The organism is Galliscardovia ingluviei (assembly GCF_014635685.1).
Classification (GTDB): domain Bacteria; phylum Actinomycetota; class Actinomycetes; order Actinomycetales; family Bifidobacteriaceae; genus Galliscardovia; species Galliscardovia ingluviei.
The window spans coordinates 1-17,877 of the sequence record NZ_BMDH01000003.1 but is presented as its reverse complement, the minus strand read 5'-3'; the positions used below and the strand labels follow the sequence as shown (position 1 = coordinate 17,877).

Genomic DNA, 17,877 nt, shown 5'->3' with positions numbered 1-17,877 from the left:
AACAGATAGTTAGGCAGACCGTAACTGTTAGAAGCTGGCTACTTCATACTTGAAAAGAGCGCCTCAAATGCTTGTTCAACACCTGGACCGCCTTGCTGAGCAATATATTCAAGAAGCTGCGCATCAGCAGCGCTATTAGCTATTACCCATTTTCGTAAACGGGGAATGTGCTGAGCGATATGCCACAATACGAGAATATGCGTATCGGGGTCGCTGGCAAGATTGGCGTTGAGCTGTTGTGGCGGTCGTGGAGGAGCAGAAAATTGCCGCACTGTTTCTATGGTCTGTGGTCCGTCACTACCTCCTAAGTGAGTGTCAGTATGCTCATAATGAGCATACTTGGCTTGATACGTTTGGGATTGAACTCGGCTAAGCCTATCGGTTTGTTGGCGTTGTTGATGCGTAATGCGCTGACGAGCAGCAGAAGTATGTTTGCCCGTACGACCGTGGTTGGTAAAGTTCATGGCAGTCCAGCATATCCGTAAGCGTATTGCTGAGTGTAATCGTATTGCGCGGAATTGGGATAATCTGCGGTATAAGGGCTGAGCGTAGTCCAACGACGTATACCAATGCTGCGGTCAGGCCAATGATTATTATCCCATAATTCGGTTAAGCACTCACTAATAGCAATATCATACTCGGTAATCATATCCTTCATACGTTGCAATACTGCCGATTCTTGGCTCCGAGATTCTGGCAAGGTGACATCGCAGCCATACCATGAACGCACAGTATTGTGATACCGTCCCTTATTCTCGTACTCATTGTGTGATTGTGCGCTATATTGCTTGCTGCTACGGTTTGTGCGGATTGACGGAGCAGGAGGGGCATGGTGATTGCCTTTCATGCGAAAACAACTGATATCGCACACAGTGCGTATTGGCGAAGTAATATGTAAACCATGTGCCGTAACAATATGGTGATCACCAAGTATTCGATTGGTAGCATGTACAGGTCGCTCATGGAGTACAGACCAGTAGTGTGATGCTGAAATAATGTCAAAACAATCAGGGAAGGTGCCGCCCATCCAAACCCAATATGCAAGCAATCCTGAAGCTACGGTATTTACAGGAATAAGTTTGCTAATAATATGGGCTCTACTGGATACAGTGTGCTCCTCTTTGATGAGGTAGCCGCATGATGAATCAAGACGATATAGAATACCTCGTTCTGCTAAAGACCATAGTGCTAATGGACCGCAAACATCGGTGCTTTTTATTACTGGGGAATATGAATATGAGGATGTATATGTGGTATTCCTCGCGTCATGTTTCGCTACAGTTTGTTTTGGCTGAGCGCCGCCTGCTATTGGACTTGTGCGCACTATGGCTACTGATTGAGCATTGCTGGTATTGGCACATAGCGTTGGACTGTGACTTGTAGAGTGTCGCCGTAATCGTTTAGCGGGCGCGCGAACTTGCGAACCTACCTCTTGATCGGTGCTCGATGCATTACTGCGTACACGATTGTTAGGGTGCTCAGGTGCAGGGTGATGCGCGGCATGACTGTGCGTTGACTCTGGCCGATGCGGCGCAGGACTGCTTGCAAGAGTATGCCTCGTCGTGTTGGTCGTACTTGGGGTGCTTAGTGCACTTGTTGTGCTTGGCGTACTCGCTGCTAATGGAGTTTCAGATGGTATGTGCTGTATAGTCATGGTTTGCAAGCATAGGCGATGACTTTTTCTCATATGTCTGAGCAATATTTTTTGTGGAAAAACAGGATAACTCTTACACATATGCACTCACTTTTCCACAAAAACAGTGTGAGGCATTATGTTATCCACCATTATGCACCGGCAGCTCAAATCAAGACTGTGTTATCCACATATGCTCACACAGCTTTATCTCAATATCTTTATCCTTACCTGTATCCGTATATCTACATTGCTGTATATCTCTAAGTACCTTTGTGCATGCTTTTTGCATTGCTGTGTCCTACGCACTACACATAATCGAACGTATGAGTCATATTCTTATCAGTGTTGCTTGGCCATATGCTAATGGTCCTCGCCATATCGGTCACGTTGCTGGATTTGGTGTACCTTCCGATGTATTTGCACGCTATATGCGTATGAAAGGCCATGATGTGCTGATGGTTTCAGGCACTGATGAGCATGGCACACCAATCTTAGTGGAAGCAGAAAAAGAAGGTGTTTCTGCACAAGAACTTGCCAATCGCTATAACCGCGTTATTGCTAAAGATTTATGCGATCTCGGGTTAAGCTATGACCTGTTTACTCGCACAACTACTGGCAATCATGAGCATGTGGTACAGGAACTTTTTAAGCAGTGCTTGAAAAACGGCTATATTTACAAGGATAAGCAGCAGGTAGCAATTTCTCCTTCCACTGGTCGTACACTACCAGACCGCTATATTGAAGGTGAATGCCCAATTTGTCATGATCCTGGCGCTCGCGGTGATCAGTGCGATAATTGCGGCAATGAACTTGATCCAATTGATTTGATTAACCCAGTTTCCAAAATCAATGGTGAAACCCCACGCTTTGAAGAAACTGAACATTATTTCCTGGATTTGCCTGCGCTCGCTGATGCTAATGTGGCATGGCTGAATACTCGTGAAGGTTGGCGCACTAACGTTATTAACTTCTCTCTAGGCTTGTTCAAGGAAGTTAAGCCTCGCGCCATTACCCGTGATATTGATTGGGGTATTCCAGTTCCAGTAGATGGATGGATTGATAACCCAAATAAGAAACTGTATGTCTGGTTTGATGCTGTTATTGGTTATTTGTCAGCATCTATCGAATGGGCACGTCGTCAGGGAGACCCTGAGTTGTGGCGCAGATGGTGGAATGATCCACAAACTCCGGGCTACTACTTCATGGGCAAGGATAATATTACGTTCCACTCACAAATTTGGCCAAGTGAAATACTGGCATATAACGGTCAAGGTAGTAAGGGTGGCGAAGTTGGTGAGCTTGGTCCGCTTAATCTTCCTGAGCAGGTTGTGGCAAGCGAGTTCATGACTATGGAAGGTAAGAAGTTCTCGTCTTCACGTGGCATTGTGATTTATGTTAAAGATATTTTGGAACGCTACCCTGTTGATGCAGTACGATATTACATTTCGGTAGCCGGACCTGAAAATTCTGATGCTAACTTTACTTGGGAAGAGTTTGTTCGCCATAATAACGAGGAACTAGCTGCTTCTTGGGGTAATTTGGTAAACCGTGTGGCTACGCTGATTCATAAGAATTTTGGTGCTATTCCTGAGCTGGTTGATGCGCAAATGACTAATCAGGATCATGAGCTACTTGAGGAAACTGCTGCTGCTTTTTATACGGTTGGTAATTTCATTGAAATGCAGCGCCAGAAGGCGGCTCTTGGTGAGGCTATGCGCATTGTTGGAGAAATTAACAAGTATATTTCTGCAACCGAGCCTTGGAAAATCAAGGATAATCCTGAGCGCTTGGGTACTGTGTTGCATGTTGCTGCTCAGGCAGTAAGTGATGCTAATACCTTGCTTGCGCCGTTCTTGCCTCATGCAGCACAGCGAGTGTTTGAAGCTCTTGGCGGTACTGGTGTATTTTCTCCACTGCCTCATATTGAAGAGGTAGAGGATTTGGATAAGCCAGGATTTACATACCCGATTATTACTGGGGAGTATAAGCTTGGTGAAACTGTACATGCTTGGGCACGCGAACCGTTGGTTCCAGGTACGGCAGTGGCTAAACCAAGTCCTATTTTCGCTAAGATCCCTACGGAGGCTGTTCAGGAAGAGTTAGAGCGCTTTGAGCAGGAACTTGCAGCACGTAAGGCTAAAGAACAAGCTCGATTTGAAGCGGAAAAAAGTAAATTAGCGCAGTAAGCTATTAGGTGTTCGCTTCTGCAAGAGCCTTGCAATTAGTTGAGAAACTGATTGAGTTATGAAAACAAATACAAGGCGGTACTGTTTATTTAATGCAGCACCGCCTTTTGTTAAATGAATATCTGAAAAAGTTGACGAAATAATCAACTTTGTCAGTTTTGTCAATTCTTTGTATCGACTTGCATATTAAACGCGTTTGATACGCGATAAACACATATTGTACACAAATTCTTCACATAACTTTATGGATATTCTCAGATTACCCTATTAGTTCACTCAGCTAACCATGGTTATATAAATACCGTCATCGGAAATGATGATGAGATTCCTTACCGAATCTGATAACTGGACCCTTCTTCTCTCTTCTCTCTAGCCGGTGGTTTTCTCTCCCGCCGGCTTTTTTCTTTTGTTTTTCAACAGTTTCGAAAGAGATGTTATTTCCTTTTTGAGAAAAGATGTCTCCTCGACTTACCCCCTATTGCAATTGACATATATAACTATTCGTCAATTTTTTATTGGATCGGAGTTGAGTGCATCTTAAAATTGATATCTGCACATTGAAAATGACTTATATTTGCAAAAGTATGTCAGATGGGACGACGGAAATATATAACACGCTGAACCTGCCCCCCCCCCCTTGTAAAAACAGGGGTTTTCGATACAATTTAAACAGGGTTCTTATATAAGGGGAAAAGAGTGAAGAGAGAGTTTGCTTTGATACGGCTGAGGCGGAAAGTTGCCGCCTGCATAGGCGTAGTGTGCGCGCTATGCTTTGCTGTATCTTGTTTGGCTTTCCCCGCTGTATCTCAAGCTCTTGAAGAAAATGCTGCACCTGCATCTGTACAGTACTCAAATACTCGTGCGATGGAACCCATCAATAAGACTAAGTATTTTATACAATTTGTAGATATTGAATCTCGCCAAATACTATTTGTGAATAGCGTAGAACGAGGCGGGAGTATTTATGCTCCGCTACCCAAGAGTCGACTGGGGTACACATTTATAGGATGGAAAGTGCCAAGCGGAGAAGTATATCGTCCAGGTGACATGATTCGCAATATTACCTCTGCAATGGTATTCAGCGCGGTATGGGAAAAAACCGTATACACGGTGACGTATCAGTGGAAAGGCAGAGCACCAGCTGGAGTATTGCTCCCAGAATCATCAAGTGTGTATTGGGGTGAGAGTCCTCAACTAGATGCAGTGTTTAATGAAGGATATGCTGTCCAAGACACTATGGTTGATGCTTTAGGTAATTCGCATACTGGAGTATGGTTCTTTACTGGCTGGCATGCTATTCAAGGTCTTGATGAACAAGGGCATGCCATAGGCAATGTCGTATATGAGGGTGAATGGTCATTTGGCGTGACCGGTGACACTGATAGTTCCAGTGATGACCGCTCAGCTGGAACAGACTCTTCGAATACTACTGCAGGAGATACGAGCGAGCCTAGCGACCCTAATCTTCCAAGCGGTGATGATAGTGATAAGCCGCTTGTTGATATTGACCCAGACCCAGATACGGATACAGGTATTGGCGATGTTGACACAATAATGCATGTGATTACATTGCATATGAACGTTGATGAAGCGCGCAGTGTATTAGCTCAAGAGGGCAAGCCTTTCCAACTACCTATGCTAGCGGACACAGCGTCTGAGCATTTTGTAGGCTGGCGTGCAGTGGGCGATAGCAGTACATACACGAGTGTATATCCTGATGTGCGCGAAGATACAGTCTTTGACCCCATTTGGGAGCCAAAAAAGTTCACACTACAGTATCAATGGCACAATGGAGCACCTCAAAATATTGCTTTGCCAGAGAGTAAGCAGAATATCACCTATGGCGAGACTGTAAACCTACCGCAGATGCCGTTACTTGGATATCGCGAACGCGGTACCATGGATGGTCAGACGGGCATATGGATATTTAATGGGTGGCATGTAGTAGATGGCGTATCTGCAGGTAATACTGTTCTTGGTGATGTCATTATTGAAGGCATGTGGGATTTTGAGGCGGATGAGCCAACCCCTGTTGATCCAGATCCATTGCCGGTAGATCCAGAACCGGAAGTGCCCGTAGATCCAGATTCGGAAGAACCAACGCGTAATCCAGAGATAACGGATCCAACAACTGAACCTGAATCTCAACCTGATGTCCAGCCAGTACAGCCAGCGTATGGTGAAGACTCAGCAATATCATCCCAAGACGGTGTTCATACTGCTGAAAATAACTCTGGTCAGGAAAAGGAGACGTCATCTGAGCAGAGTCAGGGGACAGCTACGCAGAGCACCAAACCGCAGCAAACCAATCTTGTGAACCGTCAAGTTGGCAATAATGCATCAACAATGCAGACTTGGCGTGATGTTTTTAGTGGCGCGGGAAGTGCTGCTAACCATGAGATCCACAGCAATACAAAGGCATCGCAACGTCGGCTTACCCAATCAGATTTAGGAAGCTCTACTCAGTCTGACAGTGTCCAGCAAAGTCACCGTCAGGAACCATTAGTGCTTGACTCTGCTTTGGCACATGATACTAAACCGCGCTATGAAGTCAATATTGATCCTGATATTGATGGGGAAAATGATACTGCTCAGGTAAGTGAATTTCACCGTGCTACGCAAAATGCTTCCTTTATCGCTGTTGCAGCAGGAGTAGTAGCTGTTGGCGCGGGCAGTGTTGCACTATTCAGTGGTATACGTCGCCGATTCTTCCCTAGCATTAAGCATAATTAGGCTATGGCAAAACATCATCGTAATCGGAATTGGGCTCCAGCTCCTGTTCCACTACACGAGTGGAGTATTGACAATCATACACATATTCGCTCAGTAGTGCCCTTTGCTAAAGCTATGAGCTATGAAGCACAGCAACGTGGACAAGATCCCGTGCCAGTGTACAGTGAAGCAGAAATTATTGAGCAGGCGCAGCAAGTAGGTATACGGCATAGTATCGATGTTGGCTGCGAATATCCACATTTACAAGATGCTGTTGATTTAGCGTTGGAATTCCCCCAGCAGATTCATGCCGCCCTCGCTATTCACCCGAATGAATCGGTACTGCATGGACATCATGGTGCTTTAGGTCCGGACGGATTAGCGGTGCAATATAAGCCATGGCATGATGTGCCATTCGAAGAGGCATTACAAACTGTACACCGTTTAGCTACAACCTACACGCAACAAGTAGTGGCTATTGGTGAGACAGGTCTTGACTATTTTCGCACAGGTGAAGCATCGCGAGCTTTGCAAATAGAAGCATTCCGAGCTCATATTGCGTTAGCGAAAGAATTGGGACTTGCCATGCAAATACATGATAGAGATGCTCATGAAGATTGTATTGCGACATTATTGCGTGATGGCGCTCCTGAAGGTACAGTATTCCACTCATTTTCTGGAGACGCAGATATGGCAAAAGTTGCCGCTGAGCACGGATGGTATCTGAGTTTCTCTGGAACAGTAAGTTATAAAGGCAACGAATCCATTCGCCAAGCTCTGTCATTAATGCCACGTGACCATATTCTGGTAGAAACAGATGCCCCATATTTGACGCCAATGCCATATCGTGGGCGGACGAATGCCCCATATATGGTGCCATACACACTACAAGCAATGGCAGAAGTTTTGCAATGCAGCGTCGATGAAGTTGCACAATTAACTAGGAATAATGCGATGCGCGTGTACCATTTAGCCTAGTATCTAGCCCATAATATATCAGATAATCTTCACGTATTGTACAAATATGCCTAAGTAGTGGTAGTGTAGCCTTTCGCTACGTTATTACTAGCAGTGGAATTGCAGTACATGCTATTTCTAGTGTGAGTAGTACGCGAACAGAAGTTGGAGGTTTCACGTGCCGGAAAAGACTAAGGTCACTCAGGGTGAGCAAACCACTCAGACAAGTCCGTCTGCGCCGTCAGCGCAGACGACAACAGTGCGAGTGCCAATGACCGCTGAGGATTCCGGCTCGCTTATGCCCAAAGAAAGTATTACCAAGGCGCCGAAAACATCGCACCATGTAACACTTCCTGGAGAAAAAGACGAGGCTGAGCGTGCCAAACGAGAAGCAGCATTAGCTGGCAAAGCAGCACAAAACCCACCAAAAACAGCCATAGGGCGTTGGTGGCGCAAGCTGCAAGCAAGCCAAGACCGCATTACCTTAACCATGGCTATTGTGGCACTTGGTGTGGTATATGGCGATATTGGAACTTCGCCACTATATACCATGCAATCATTTGTTGCCGGTCAAGGCGGTTTGCAATACACTGACCGTCAATCAGTGCTTGGCGTGCTTTCGCTACTCTTCTGGTCAGTGACGCTGATTACCACTATTAAATATGTGCTCATCGCTATGCGCATCGACAACAAGGGTGAGGGTGGCATTTTTGCACTCTACTCATTGGTTCGTCGCTATGGAAAATGGCTTATTCTGCCCGCTATGATTGGTGGCGCTGCATTTTTAGCAGATTCAGTGCTCACTCCTGCAGTCTCTATTTCTTCCGCAGTAGAGGGTCTGAAGTCTATCCCGCAAATTGAGCATATTTTTGAAGGCAATGATCATATCACGCTTGGCATTACGGCTGTGATTATTATCATTTTGTTCAGTGTGCAGTCGCGTGGTACCGAAAGCATTGGTCGAGTATTTGGTCTCGTCGTGATGATTTGGTTCAGCTTCCTTGCTGTTATGGGTGTTATTGCCATTGGCTCGAATTGGTCTATTCTTGAGGCGCTCAATCCAATCTTAGGTATTAAATTCCTGCTTTTTGACCCTAATAATAAAGCTGGTATAGCAGTGATGGGTACAGTATTCTTGGCAACTACAGGTGCTGAGGCTCTGTATTCTGATATGGGTCATGTTGGACGCGGCAATATTTATATTACGTGGCCATTTATTAAAATTGCGCTGATGCTGACATATTTTGGTCAGGGTTCATGGATTCTTGATAATCAAGACAATACTGCTCTGTACAAGGTAGATGGGTTGAACCCATTCTTCCAATCCATGCCAGGAAGCACTATGCGAGCCATTGCTGTGGTCATGTCAGTAGCTGCCGGTGTTATCGCATCTCAAGCATTGATTACTGGCGCATTCACTATGGTTTCCGAGGCTACCGGTTTGAATTGGATGCCTCATCTGCAAGTGCGCTATCCTGCGCGTACTCGCGGTCAGCTGTATATTCCAGCAATTAACTTGGTATTGTGCGTAGCAACTCTTGGTGTGCTTGCTATTTTCAAGGATTCTGAGCATATTACAGCGGCTTATGGTTTGGCATTAACTATTACCATGATTACTACTACAATTTTGTTAGCAGTATATATTTGGGCTGCTTGGAAGCGCCACGTTTTTGCTATTGTATTCGGCATTATTTTCTTGGCCATTCAGATTATGTTCTTCCTGTCCTCAATGTCTAAGTTCTTCCATGGTGGCTGGTTTACCATGCTGCTAACCATGGCAATTTTGGGCATTATGTACACTTGGGATCAGGGTACTAAAGTTGAGCGTGCACAGCGTAGGCATATGACGCCGAAAGAATTCTTACCGGCGCTGGATGCCTTGCATAGAGATTTTAAGATTCCATATTTTGCCGATAACTTGGTATATCTGACGTCTGATGCTGATTTGCGCCGCCTTGATACTGATATTTTCTATTCAATTTTTGCTAACCATCCAAAGCGCGCGCGTGCATGGTGGGCAGTATCGGTGCAGGTAACTGACGATCCGTTTACGCGAGAGTATTCAGTTGAAAACTTCGGAACGAGCTATTTATTCCGTGTTCGTATACGACTTGGATTCAAAGTTCCGCAGAATGTGGCAACATATCTACATCAAATTATGCATGATTTGATTGATGATGGTACTTTACCGAAGCAGTCAGTGATCTATCCAAAGGTGGATGAGGATCCACAAGTTGGCACGATTCAGTATGTGCTTGTGCATAAAGCATTGATGCCTGAGTCAAAGATCACCTCCCGCGGTGCAACATCATTGCGTATTAAGTATGCAGTGCGTCATGTGGCAGGAAGCCCAAGTAAGTGGTTTGGTCTTGCAGCATACAATCCTATGATTGAAGTACAGCCACTCTTCTTGTCTACTAATAAAGTACCTGCTTTAAAGCGTGTGGCATTGCGTATGCCAAAACGACCAATTACCTTGCAGCAAATTCGAGAAGAAGAAGCTGAAAAAGAGGAAATTGAAGAAACAGCAGTACAGCGCGCAGAGGTTCTTGTAGATGATGCTATTGAACATGGCAGTATGGCTGCTGTTGCTGTAGCAGTTGGTGGTCGTCAAACTGCGCGAGCTGTGGATACGAGTGAGCACGATGCTACTGTGCAAGAAGCTGCAAAATCTGCAAAGTCAGCAAAATCAGCAGAGGATAAGGCTGACCAAGCGGGACAACAGCGACAAGCAGCTCATGTAGAACATGCTGACGAGCCAGTAACAGCTAGTGATCAGTATAAAAGGCATCCGCGTCCTGGCTCATCGGTAGCACGTGCAGCAAAAGCATCTGATGCAGCAAGGTCAGGCGCATATCCTGCAAAGCGACGTTCTACGCCGAATTTTGATCTCAGACCAGCGTCCTCAGTTGGAAAACCGCAAGAGGATGACACCTCCGCTACGAAGGAATGATAGTACGCGCTGAAGTGGTCTAAAGAAACATAAGCCGAGTACCTTTGTAAGTACTCGGCTTATTGCGTTTAGTCTGTATTTTAGTTTGTATTTTGGTCAGTGGAGTTAGCAGTAAAAGTGTTATAGGCTATATTGAATATCAGCTTGCTGAGCAATATCAGCGTCGCTGGTTATTACAATTACCGTACAATCACGATGCTTTGCTATATTCCAAATAGTAGTGAGCACTTGTTCGCTACCATCTTCGCCTAATTGCAGTGTTGGCTCATCGGCAAGCACAACATTTGGTTCGCAGCACAATGCCTTGGCACATTGTACTAACGCGCGTTCCCAAGCGTGTAGCTCCTTAACTGGCGTGGTATTGCGTGTGAGATCAAAACCAACCTCACGTAGTACGTCATCTGCTACCAGAGGCATAGTTTTTAAGAAGTTTCTGCCAGATGACTGCATGGTGTATACCAGATTGTCACGAGCCGACTTGTTGGGAAGCAAGCCAAAGCGTTGCGTAATCATCCCTAGGAAATGCCCACGCCAATCATGACGGGTAATTTCTGCAAGCGGCTGGCTTTTGAAGGTTACCGTGCCAGAATGTGGTGCTACCAGTCCGCTGATAATACCAAGGAGGGCAGCACGTTGCTCATTATCGTGTACCAAAATACTATGTGTTTTACGAGCAAAGAACTCAAAAGAAACATCATCAAGCACGGCAGTATGAGTTTTGCGTTGTAGTACGGTGATGTGTTCGAGTGCAAGTGAAGGATAGCGACGCAAATTGAGCATGGGATCGCTTAAATCTTGCTCAATTTCCTGTGCTGTCAGGCTTGTTTCTACAGTAGCTGCTTCAAAGGTAGTGCTGTTATTGTCGGCATCGTTATCGACACTGGAATCAGCTTCATCGATATCGTCAGTTTCATCAGCTTTATCGCCATTGTCATCTGGATGCTGATCATCTTCGTTCTCGGTATTGGTATTTGTATCAGTGCTATCGCTATCGCTTTGCTCAGAGCTACTCTGCTGTGTGGCTTGCGCAGGCTTTGCATTATCTGCCGATGCTGGTGTTGCGCTATCTGATGTTATTTCACTGTCAATAGCTTTATCACTATCTGTAGGAGCTTCGCTATTTGTAGCTTTACTGCTACTCTCATCGCGCGCAATGGCGATTATTGGCTCTTGCACAATATCTTCTTGAGCCATAATATCCCACGCTGACAGTACTTCGGTTTCCTCAGTTTCTTCAGGGGTGCTGGCTGGCATCTGATCCTGTAAATCTTTACTCATGCTCCACCTCCAAACGAGAGCCCAGTACAGCAGTCTTAGTAACCATAAGTGTGCGGATCCAAGCAAATACAAGCGTGACAACTAGTGCTAATATGCCACTCCACACAACAGTGCCAATAATGGACAGTGAAGGCGTTACAGCATGTGTAATGCCTAGAGCTTGAGCAATGTGTCCAGTAGTAAAGCCACATGCAAGTGCCCCGATAATCCATCCGACAACCACACTTGGCATAATTTGCATAAAGAACTGCCAAGCAATAGCGAGACGTGAGCGACCAAGTAGCATCAGCATACCAATCTCTTCATTGGCGTCTTTCCATGTAAGAGCAAGAGTGATAAGCAATAATAATGCTGCAATGCCAATCAAGGCAGGCAGTGCGATACGTGCAATATCAGCGCGCTGCACCAGTGGGGCAATGGAGGCGTTGTACTTATCAAGTGTGGGAGACACCAAGGTAAAGTCGTTGCTTAAACCAGCCTTTTTCATGGCCTTATCAATTTTGGCAACATCTTCTGGAGTTGGCACACCAACAGAAATATCAAGATAATTCGTTGTGGCATCAGGATCTTGCATCTTAATACCAAGCTGAGCAAGTTCATAGCGTGAGCTGTATATTGCTGTTTGAGGGTCTAATCCTGTTGCGTCCCCATCAACAGATTGCTTATTTTGATAAATACCGCTTATTGTAACTTCGGTAGGTTGTGCTCCAGATTTTGCAATAATGCTAATCTTATCGCTAACCTTCCAATGATTAGCCTGAGCAAGTGCTTGTGGAACCATTACTTTTCCAGCACTATCAGTGTCAAAACCAGGGAATTTACCTTGAACAAGAGTAAATGGTCCGTTTATAGCGTTATCCAGAGCTGCTTGTTCAGAAAAACCAGTTAGTGTTAGCGTGGTGCTGCCCTGAGGTAGCTTAGCGTCTTGAATGGCATCAAGCGTTGCAGTTTCACTATAGAATGCTGTAGTAAATTGGATTTGTGTTTGCTCAGAAGCTGTCTGCGCATATTGCAGGAATTTGGAGAGCGTGAGCTGATGTTTACTCCAATCAACATCAGATGCTTTGCTCGCCCCTGCTTTTTTCATCACGCTTGTTCTATCTAAGCGAATGCTGACAATGGGCTGTAGTGCATTATATTCAGTTGTTTGTGCTGTGTGCGCAGCTGAGGTAATCGATAAACCGACCATCATGCCACCCGCGACAAGAGCGGCGAGAAGCGTCAATCCAAGTGTGCGCCAACGGTGGTGCCTCATGGCTGACCATGCGTTCTGTAGTACGAACATGCGTATCTCCAGTTTTGACCAATACGTTCTTTCATGCAACTCAAGCGGCGCACTAGAGTGAGCCCAAGTCTATTGTGCATGAATCTGGTAAATTCCATGTAATACTATGTGCCCTACGGGTGGACGTTATCCGAATATTGCTTGAATATTCACTTGAGCTCCACTGAATGTTTGCTGAATGCAGCGTGCAGAGTATTCTATTTGCTTTCCGTGTGGTTTGGAACATCTGATATTGCAAAGTAGCGAGATTGATGCGCGGAAGTGTACTTGTTTGAAGAGTTGCTATTTCGAAGTAGCGGAATTGGTATGAGAAAGTTGACACTTGTGTATGCGCTCAGCAAATGGTAAGTTTCGCCAAAAAGCACGATACAATACCAGTATGATTCCAAATTTTGATGAAATTGATGAACTACACCGTAAGTACGCGCCATCTCAGGAAGCCTATGAGCTGGTATACCGTCACTCCATGATTGTTGCAGAAATGGTGCAGGAACTCAGTAAACGGCATAATAATTTGTTTGTGCGACGTTGCACACTGGGTGAGGAAGCGATTGCAGAAGTGACTTCTCGTGTTCCACCTCGGCTTATGGACACCAGTAAAGCTGTAGTGGGAGCCTTGCTTCACGATATTGGCACTTATGGTGTTATTGATAATGATGGGTCGAATGGTGAGCCAGTAAGCTTCGATAAAGACCGCTATATTTTGCACGGCATTATTGGCTATGATCTGCTCAAGGCAGAGGGTGTTGATGAAGAGATTGCACAGTTCTGCCGCAATCACACTGGAGTAGGGCTTACTGCAGAGCAAGTACGTGAGCAGCACCTGCCATTGCCGGAAGATGATTACGTGCCAATGAATCTTGAGCAAGAAATCGTGATGTATGCGGATAATTTCAACAGCAAATCCAATCCTCCACGCTTCTATACTGCGGCAAAAGCGATCGAACGCTGTGATAAATTTGGAAAAGAAAACGGTGATCGTATGCGCGAACTTGTGAACGTATACGGCGAGCCACAGTGCATTACTGCTTTAGCAGAGCAGTACCATATGCCAATTATTGATGTGGACTAGGCGTATTGCGTATCACATGCACAGCTAGATAGTCTTGTAAACGTATTCAACGTATAGGCGCTCGGATTGTTCGGGCGCCTATATTTGTATTGTCTAAATCGCAGTATGACAATGAAACGCAGCTTTATACAAATAGCTTCGCGCGCGTATTTCATGTAGGTGCTCTGTACGAGTACTCCGCGCAAGTATCCTGTGTATACGGCTCAGTGCGTGTGTACACCGCAGTTTAGTGTTCAAAATGCATAGCAGCAATTGCTGTCACAGCATCGTGATCGGCCGGCGCCCACTGTAACTTTGGCATATCCTCGGGCAACACCCAGCGAAACTCTTCATGTTCTGTGCGCCGTGGCTCACCGCTAAGTAGATGACAGATAAATACAGTAAGTTCTACTGTCCCAAAATCGTATGTGTAAGAAGCAGTATTTACTTGCTGACCAATAGCAACTTGGCATAAGAGTTCTTCTTGGATTTCTCGTTCAAGTGCTTGTTGTGGGGTTTCGTGAGGCTCAATTTTGCCTCCAGGAAATTCCCAAGCGCCGGCGAGTGTTTTTCCTGCGCCGCGCTTTGCGCATAATACTTTGCCGTTTTGCACAATTGCCGCTCCAACAACGCGGATTGTTGCCATTTCCCCACTCCTTAGCTTAATCATTTCAGGTTTTATATAGATAACTCATGTGATAGATTGCTTACGGTTGCTATGCAGTTACCCAGTTATGCAGTTACCCAGTTATGCAGTTACCCAGTTATGCAGTTACCCAGTTATGCAGTTACCCAGTTATGCAGTTACCCAGTTATGCAGTTACCCAGTTATGCAGTTACCCAGTTATGCAGTTACCCAGTTATATAGTCACGCAGTTATGCAGTATAGACGCAGTATGACCTAGAAGCTACTGTTGCGTTGCCCTACTAATTCGCGATAGCAGCATTATGTATTATTATTCCAATTCCTCATTGTCGCCACTATTGCCGAATACGGGCGGCAAATCGACTTGCATTCCCATAGTTTGCCAACGCATAAGCCATTCTTGAGCGCTCATCGGATTTCCCGCCAGCGCGCCGCGTATGTATGTTCCATGCAACTTACGCACAAACGCCAGCTGATCACGCCCATCCACACCATCAAACACTAGTCCAAAGTTATCCACTTGCATAATTGATGCAGTATTCATGATTATTGCAGCAGTACGCGAATCATTACAACTGCGCATAAGCACAGGATCAAGTTCTCCGAATACCACAGGGAGTGTGGCAAAAGCAGCAGTTTCAGAGTAGGTACTACCGATATGCGTTAAACCAATGCGTATGCCAGGCAGTGTTGCAATAGAATGCAATTCATCATCTAAACCATTACGCAGCACATGAATAGCATGAGCGCCAAGCTGCAAACCGACGATAATATTCGGTTGCATAGGATCGACGTATTGCTTCGAACACGACTCAAGTAATTCATGGAATGCTGCAGAAGATAATTCATCACCAGATAGGCAGATATTAATCCTGCTCAATTGTGGCACGACCTGTTGCCAGAGTATAATATCACTCAATGCCGTCTGCAAAACAGCAATAGTAAGTTCAGCACTTAGCCCCAGTCGTTTTGCTTCATGAGTAATCAAGGATTGCTCAATAACCTGCCCACCTGCATCATGCAAGCAGAATAAGGTATCAAGTGCATGAATTTGCTGCGTAGTGATATCAACAATTGGCTGATAGAGCACTTCGATGTGCTGCTTCTCAATAGCCTTGCGGATAATGTCAGAGACTTCAAAACCTTGAGCAAGAGCAAGTTGTTGCATAGCAGCGCTCGAGCCATGGCTCGTAACATTTGCTGCAGAGGTAGCTGTCGAAGTGTTACTTGGGATTGCAGCCAACCGCGCCAAGGACACGTGTGCTGAAGAGCTAGCTACTTGAGCTATATTATGCGTTGTAGAACTTGCCGACGTGTATACATGAGCGCGCGCAGAAGTGAGCAAAGACAGCATAGATTGATATTCTTGTGAATACACATTGCTACCGCAAACACTTACCGATACGGCGCCAGCATGAGTTTGTATCGGCACGCTTGCTGTAGTGCGCATAGTTTGTGCAATGTGGTCAACAGCTTCGATGCTCATGCCACTGTGCACGAGAGTAAGAATACTTGGCATCCAGATAATGGATAGCAAATCAGTGGCAACAGACACCAAAATGCGAGAGAGCGAGTATTCAAAAAGCGAATCTTGGATAGGAATATCCACAATTTCAAAAACCAAATAATCACACAGTAAGCGAATAAGCGGCGTAGTTACTACGATACTTAACAGCGGAATGAGGCACAGAGACATATGCTCTTGCTGAGCAATACTATGCGTGGTAGTAATAGCGTGCAGCAGCTGCGTACTGATATGGTCGAAGAATAAGTGCACTAGCGGTAGTGTGTGATGCCTGTATTTGCAATGTTTAGACGAGGTTGACTAAGTTTGCTGAATGTTACTGGGTTTGGATGAATTTGGCTCGTTTTGGCATACTGGCTAACTCTGGTGTGCAGACGGCTAGCATGCTGTTGAATCCCAATATGCTCTGTTAGGCTATGCCTCCATCATGTAATCATCATGTACTATGGAATGATGGCTGAAACTTTTGGGGTGCATACTCGTAAACGGCGTACTGGATTGGCGCTGGCTGGCTGCATTATTGTATTGGTAACAGTTTTTGGTTTTATTATTCGGCATAATCAGTTGCTGACTGGTGTAGAGACGGCATTGTTGCGGTATCTCGGTCAAGCGCCACAGTGGATGCACTCGTTAAGCGCTGTGATTGCACATAGTTTTTCAACCATTGGTTGTTTTGTGTTTCTTGGTATCGGCGTTGTTATTGAAGTGCTGTTGTTGCGTCATTATTACCCAAAAACTTTATCTATACGACGTGCTGTTTTGATACGGCGCACAGTTTTAGCTGATATTTTGGTAGCGTTTGCTCCAATGCTGTATGTGATGGCTGTTAAATGGATAGTGATGCGCCCTCGTCCAATAACTTCCGTGGGTAATGCGTTGCTACCTTGGGATCCGAGTTTTCCAAGTGGACATACTTCGGTTGCTTCGCTGGTGGCCGTGATGGTGTGGCTTATCACTGCACATTGGAAGAACTTAGCAACTGCTGGTGTGCGTGCTGATAATGCTGATAAGAATATTGGTAGTGCGAAAGCGTTGGATATACACACAGTACGTGTGCTATGCAATATTGCCCGAACTATCAGTGTGATATTGGTGATTATTGTTGCGTGTTCACGATTGATTTTGGGATTACATTATCCTACTGATGTGCTTACTGCTGCTGCGGCGTACCCATTGTTGGCATACGCTGTATGGCTAATCGTGCAGAGTTTTGAATCTCGGTAAATTACAAAGTACGGCTTTGAAATATGAATATGCATGCGGCAAGCAAAGTCACACAAAGTATGAATGTGCTAAGAGCAAACCGCATTAGGTTGGTAGCAGGCTGTATCAAGTTGCATAGAGCTGTAACACGTACTGCACGTATCAATATACGGTCATTTGCCCAGAAAATTGTTTTGTGACACAGGTTGTTGTGGCAATAAGAGAGGAAAAAATCAAATACTTTGGCATATTGGGAGCATGCAAGCATAAAAATCAAGAAAGAGGATAGTTATCCACGGATTTTTCGACACGCCGATAAGCTATTGAAAATACAAGTGTATGAGACATTTTGAGAAAGCCAGTTTGTGTTTGGGTTGGTTTTGGTGTAAGTTTACTTCTCGCTGCCGCTCAGCTGATGGGATTGTGGTTCTGGTTTGGTTGGGTG

11 protein-coding genes and 1 pseudogene are annotated in these 17,877 nt (G+C 45.2%); 6 read left to right on the top strand and 6 right to left on the bottom strand.

The window, feature by feature from the left end; translation table 11 throughout:
- Positions 1-38: 38 nt before the first annotated feature.
- Together IEU85_RS08725 and IEU85_RS06120 are read right to left on the bottom strand one after the other, a co-directional pair.
- A complete protein-coding gene (locus tag IEU85_RS08725; RefSeq protein WP_229714805.1) occupies positions 39-464 on the bottom strand; it encodes a variant leucine-rich repeat-containing protein in 426 nt (141 codons plus the stop codon).
- A complete protein-coding gene (locus tag IEU85_RS06120) occupies positions 461-1,654 on the bottom strand; it encodes a hypothetical protein (RefSeq protein WP_188355381.1) in 1,194 nt (397 codons plus the stop codon). The genes IEU85_RS08725 and IEU85_RS06120 overlap by 4 nt, the downstream gene beginning before the upstream one ends.
- A gap of 305 nt (positions 1,655-1,959) precedes the next feature.
- Between IEU85_RS06120 and metG the strand changes: the two genes are divergently transcribed.
- The 4 genes and pseudogenes from metG to IEU85_RS06100 all read left to right on the top strand — a co-directional run.
- Positions 1,960-3,822 carry a methionine--tRNA ligase gene (metG, locus tag IEU85_RS06115; protein WP_188355380.1) on the top strand — a complete coding sequence of 621 codons (1,863 nt, stop codon included), beginning with the start codon at positions 1,960-1,962 and terminating at the stop codon, positions 3,820-3,822.
- A 1,014-nt stretch (positions 3,823-4,836) separates the two neighbouring features.
- The gene (locus IEU85_RS06110; RefSeq protein ID WP_188355379.1) at positions 4,837-6,555 is read left to right on the top strand and encodes an SHIRT domain-containing protein; all 1,719 of its coding nucleotides are present in this window, start codon (positions 4,837-4,839) and stop codon (positions 6,553-6,555) included.
- A 3-nt stretch (positions 6,556-6,558) separates the two neighbouring features.
- Positions 6,559-7,512: a TatD family hydrolase gene (locus IEU85_RS06105; protein ID WP_188355378.1), complete on the top strand. Its 954-nt coding sequence runs from the start codon at positions 6,559-6,561 to the stop codon at positions 7,510-7,512.
- A 250-nt stretch (positions 7,513-7,762) separates the two neighbouring features.
- Positions 7,763-9,934: pseudogene (locus IEU85_RS06100) on the top strand (KUP/HAK/KT family potassium transporter); the annotation flags it as partial.
- 630 nt (positions 9,935-10,564) lie between these two features.
- Here IEU85_RS06100 and IEU85_RS06095 read toward each other — a convergent pair.
- A complete protein-coding gene (locus IEU85_RS06095) occupies positions 10,565-11,722 on the bottom strand; it encodes an ATP-binding cassette domain-containing protein (RefSeq protein WP_188355377.1) in 1,158 nt (385 codons plus the stop codon).
- Positions 11,715-13,007, bottom strand: coding sequence for an ABC transporter permease family protein (locus IEU85_RS06090; protein ID WP_188355376.1), 1,293 nt, complete (start codon positions 13,005-13,007; stop codon positions 11,715-11,717). The genes IEU85_RS06095 and IEU85_RS06090 overlap by 8 nt, the downstream gene beginning before the upstream one ends.
- Positions 13,008-13,386: 379 nt before the next feature.
- Here IEU85_RS06090 and IEU85_RS06085 point away from each other — a divergent pair, with 379 nt between their 5' ends.
- Positions 13,387-14,079: an HD domain-containing protein gene (locus IEU85_RS06085; RefSeq protein WP_188355375.1), complete on the top strand. Its 693-nt coding sequence runs from the start codon at positions 13,387-13,389 to the stop codon at positions 14,077-14,079.
- A 226-nt stretch (positions 14,080-14,305) separates the two neighbouring features.
- Here the strand turns inward: IEU85_RS06085 and IEU85_RS06080 are convergent, their stop codons facing one another.
- The gene (locus IEU85_RS06080; RefSeq protein ID WP_188355374.1) at positions 14,306-14,704 is read right to left on the bottom strand and encodes a (deoxy)nucleoside triphosphate pyrophosphohydrolase; all 399 of its coding nucleotides are present in this window, start codon (positions 14,702-14,704) and stop codon (positions 14,306-14,308) included.
- Between the two features lie 310 nt (positions 14,705-15,014).
- The gene (locus IEU85_RS06075) at positions 15,015-16,481 is read right to left on the bottom strand and encodes an EAL domain-containing protein (RefSeq protein WP_188355373.1); all 1,467 of its coding nucleotides are present in this window, start codon (positions 16,479-16,481) and stop codon (positions 15,015-15,017) included.
- Positions 16,482-16,682: 201 nt separating this feature from the next.
- On the opposite strand from IEU85_RS06075, the gene IEU85_RS06070 reads away from it, so the two are divergent.
- Complete coding sequence (locus tag IEU85_RS06070) at positions 16,683-17,453, top strand: phosphatase PAP2 family protein (RefSeq protein ID WP_188355372.1); 771 nt, start codon at positions 16,683-16,685, stop codon at positions 17,451-17,453.
- The last annotated feature ends 424 nt before the right edge of the window (positions 17,454-17,877 follow it).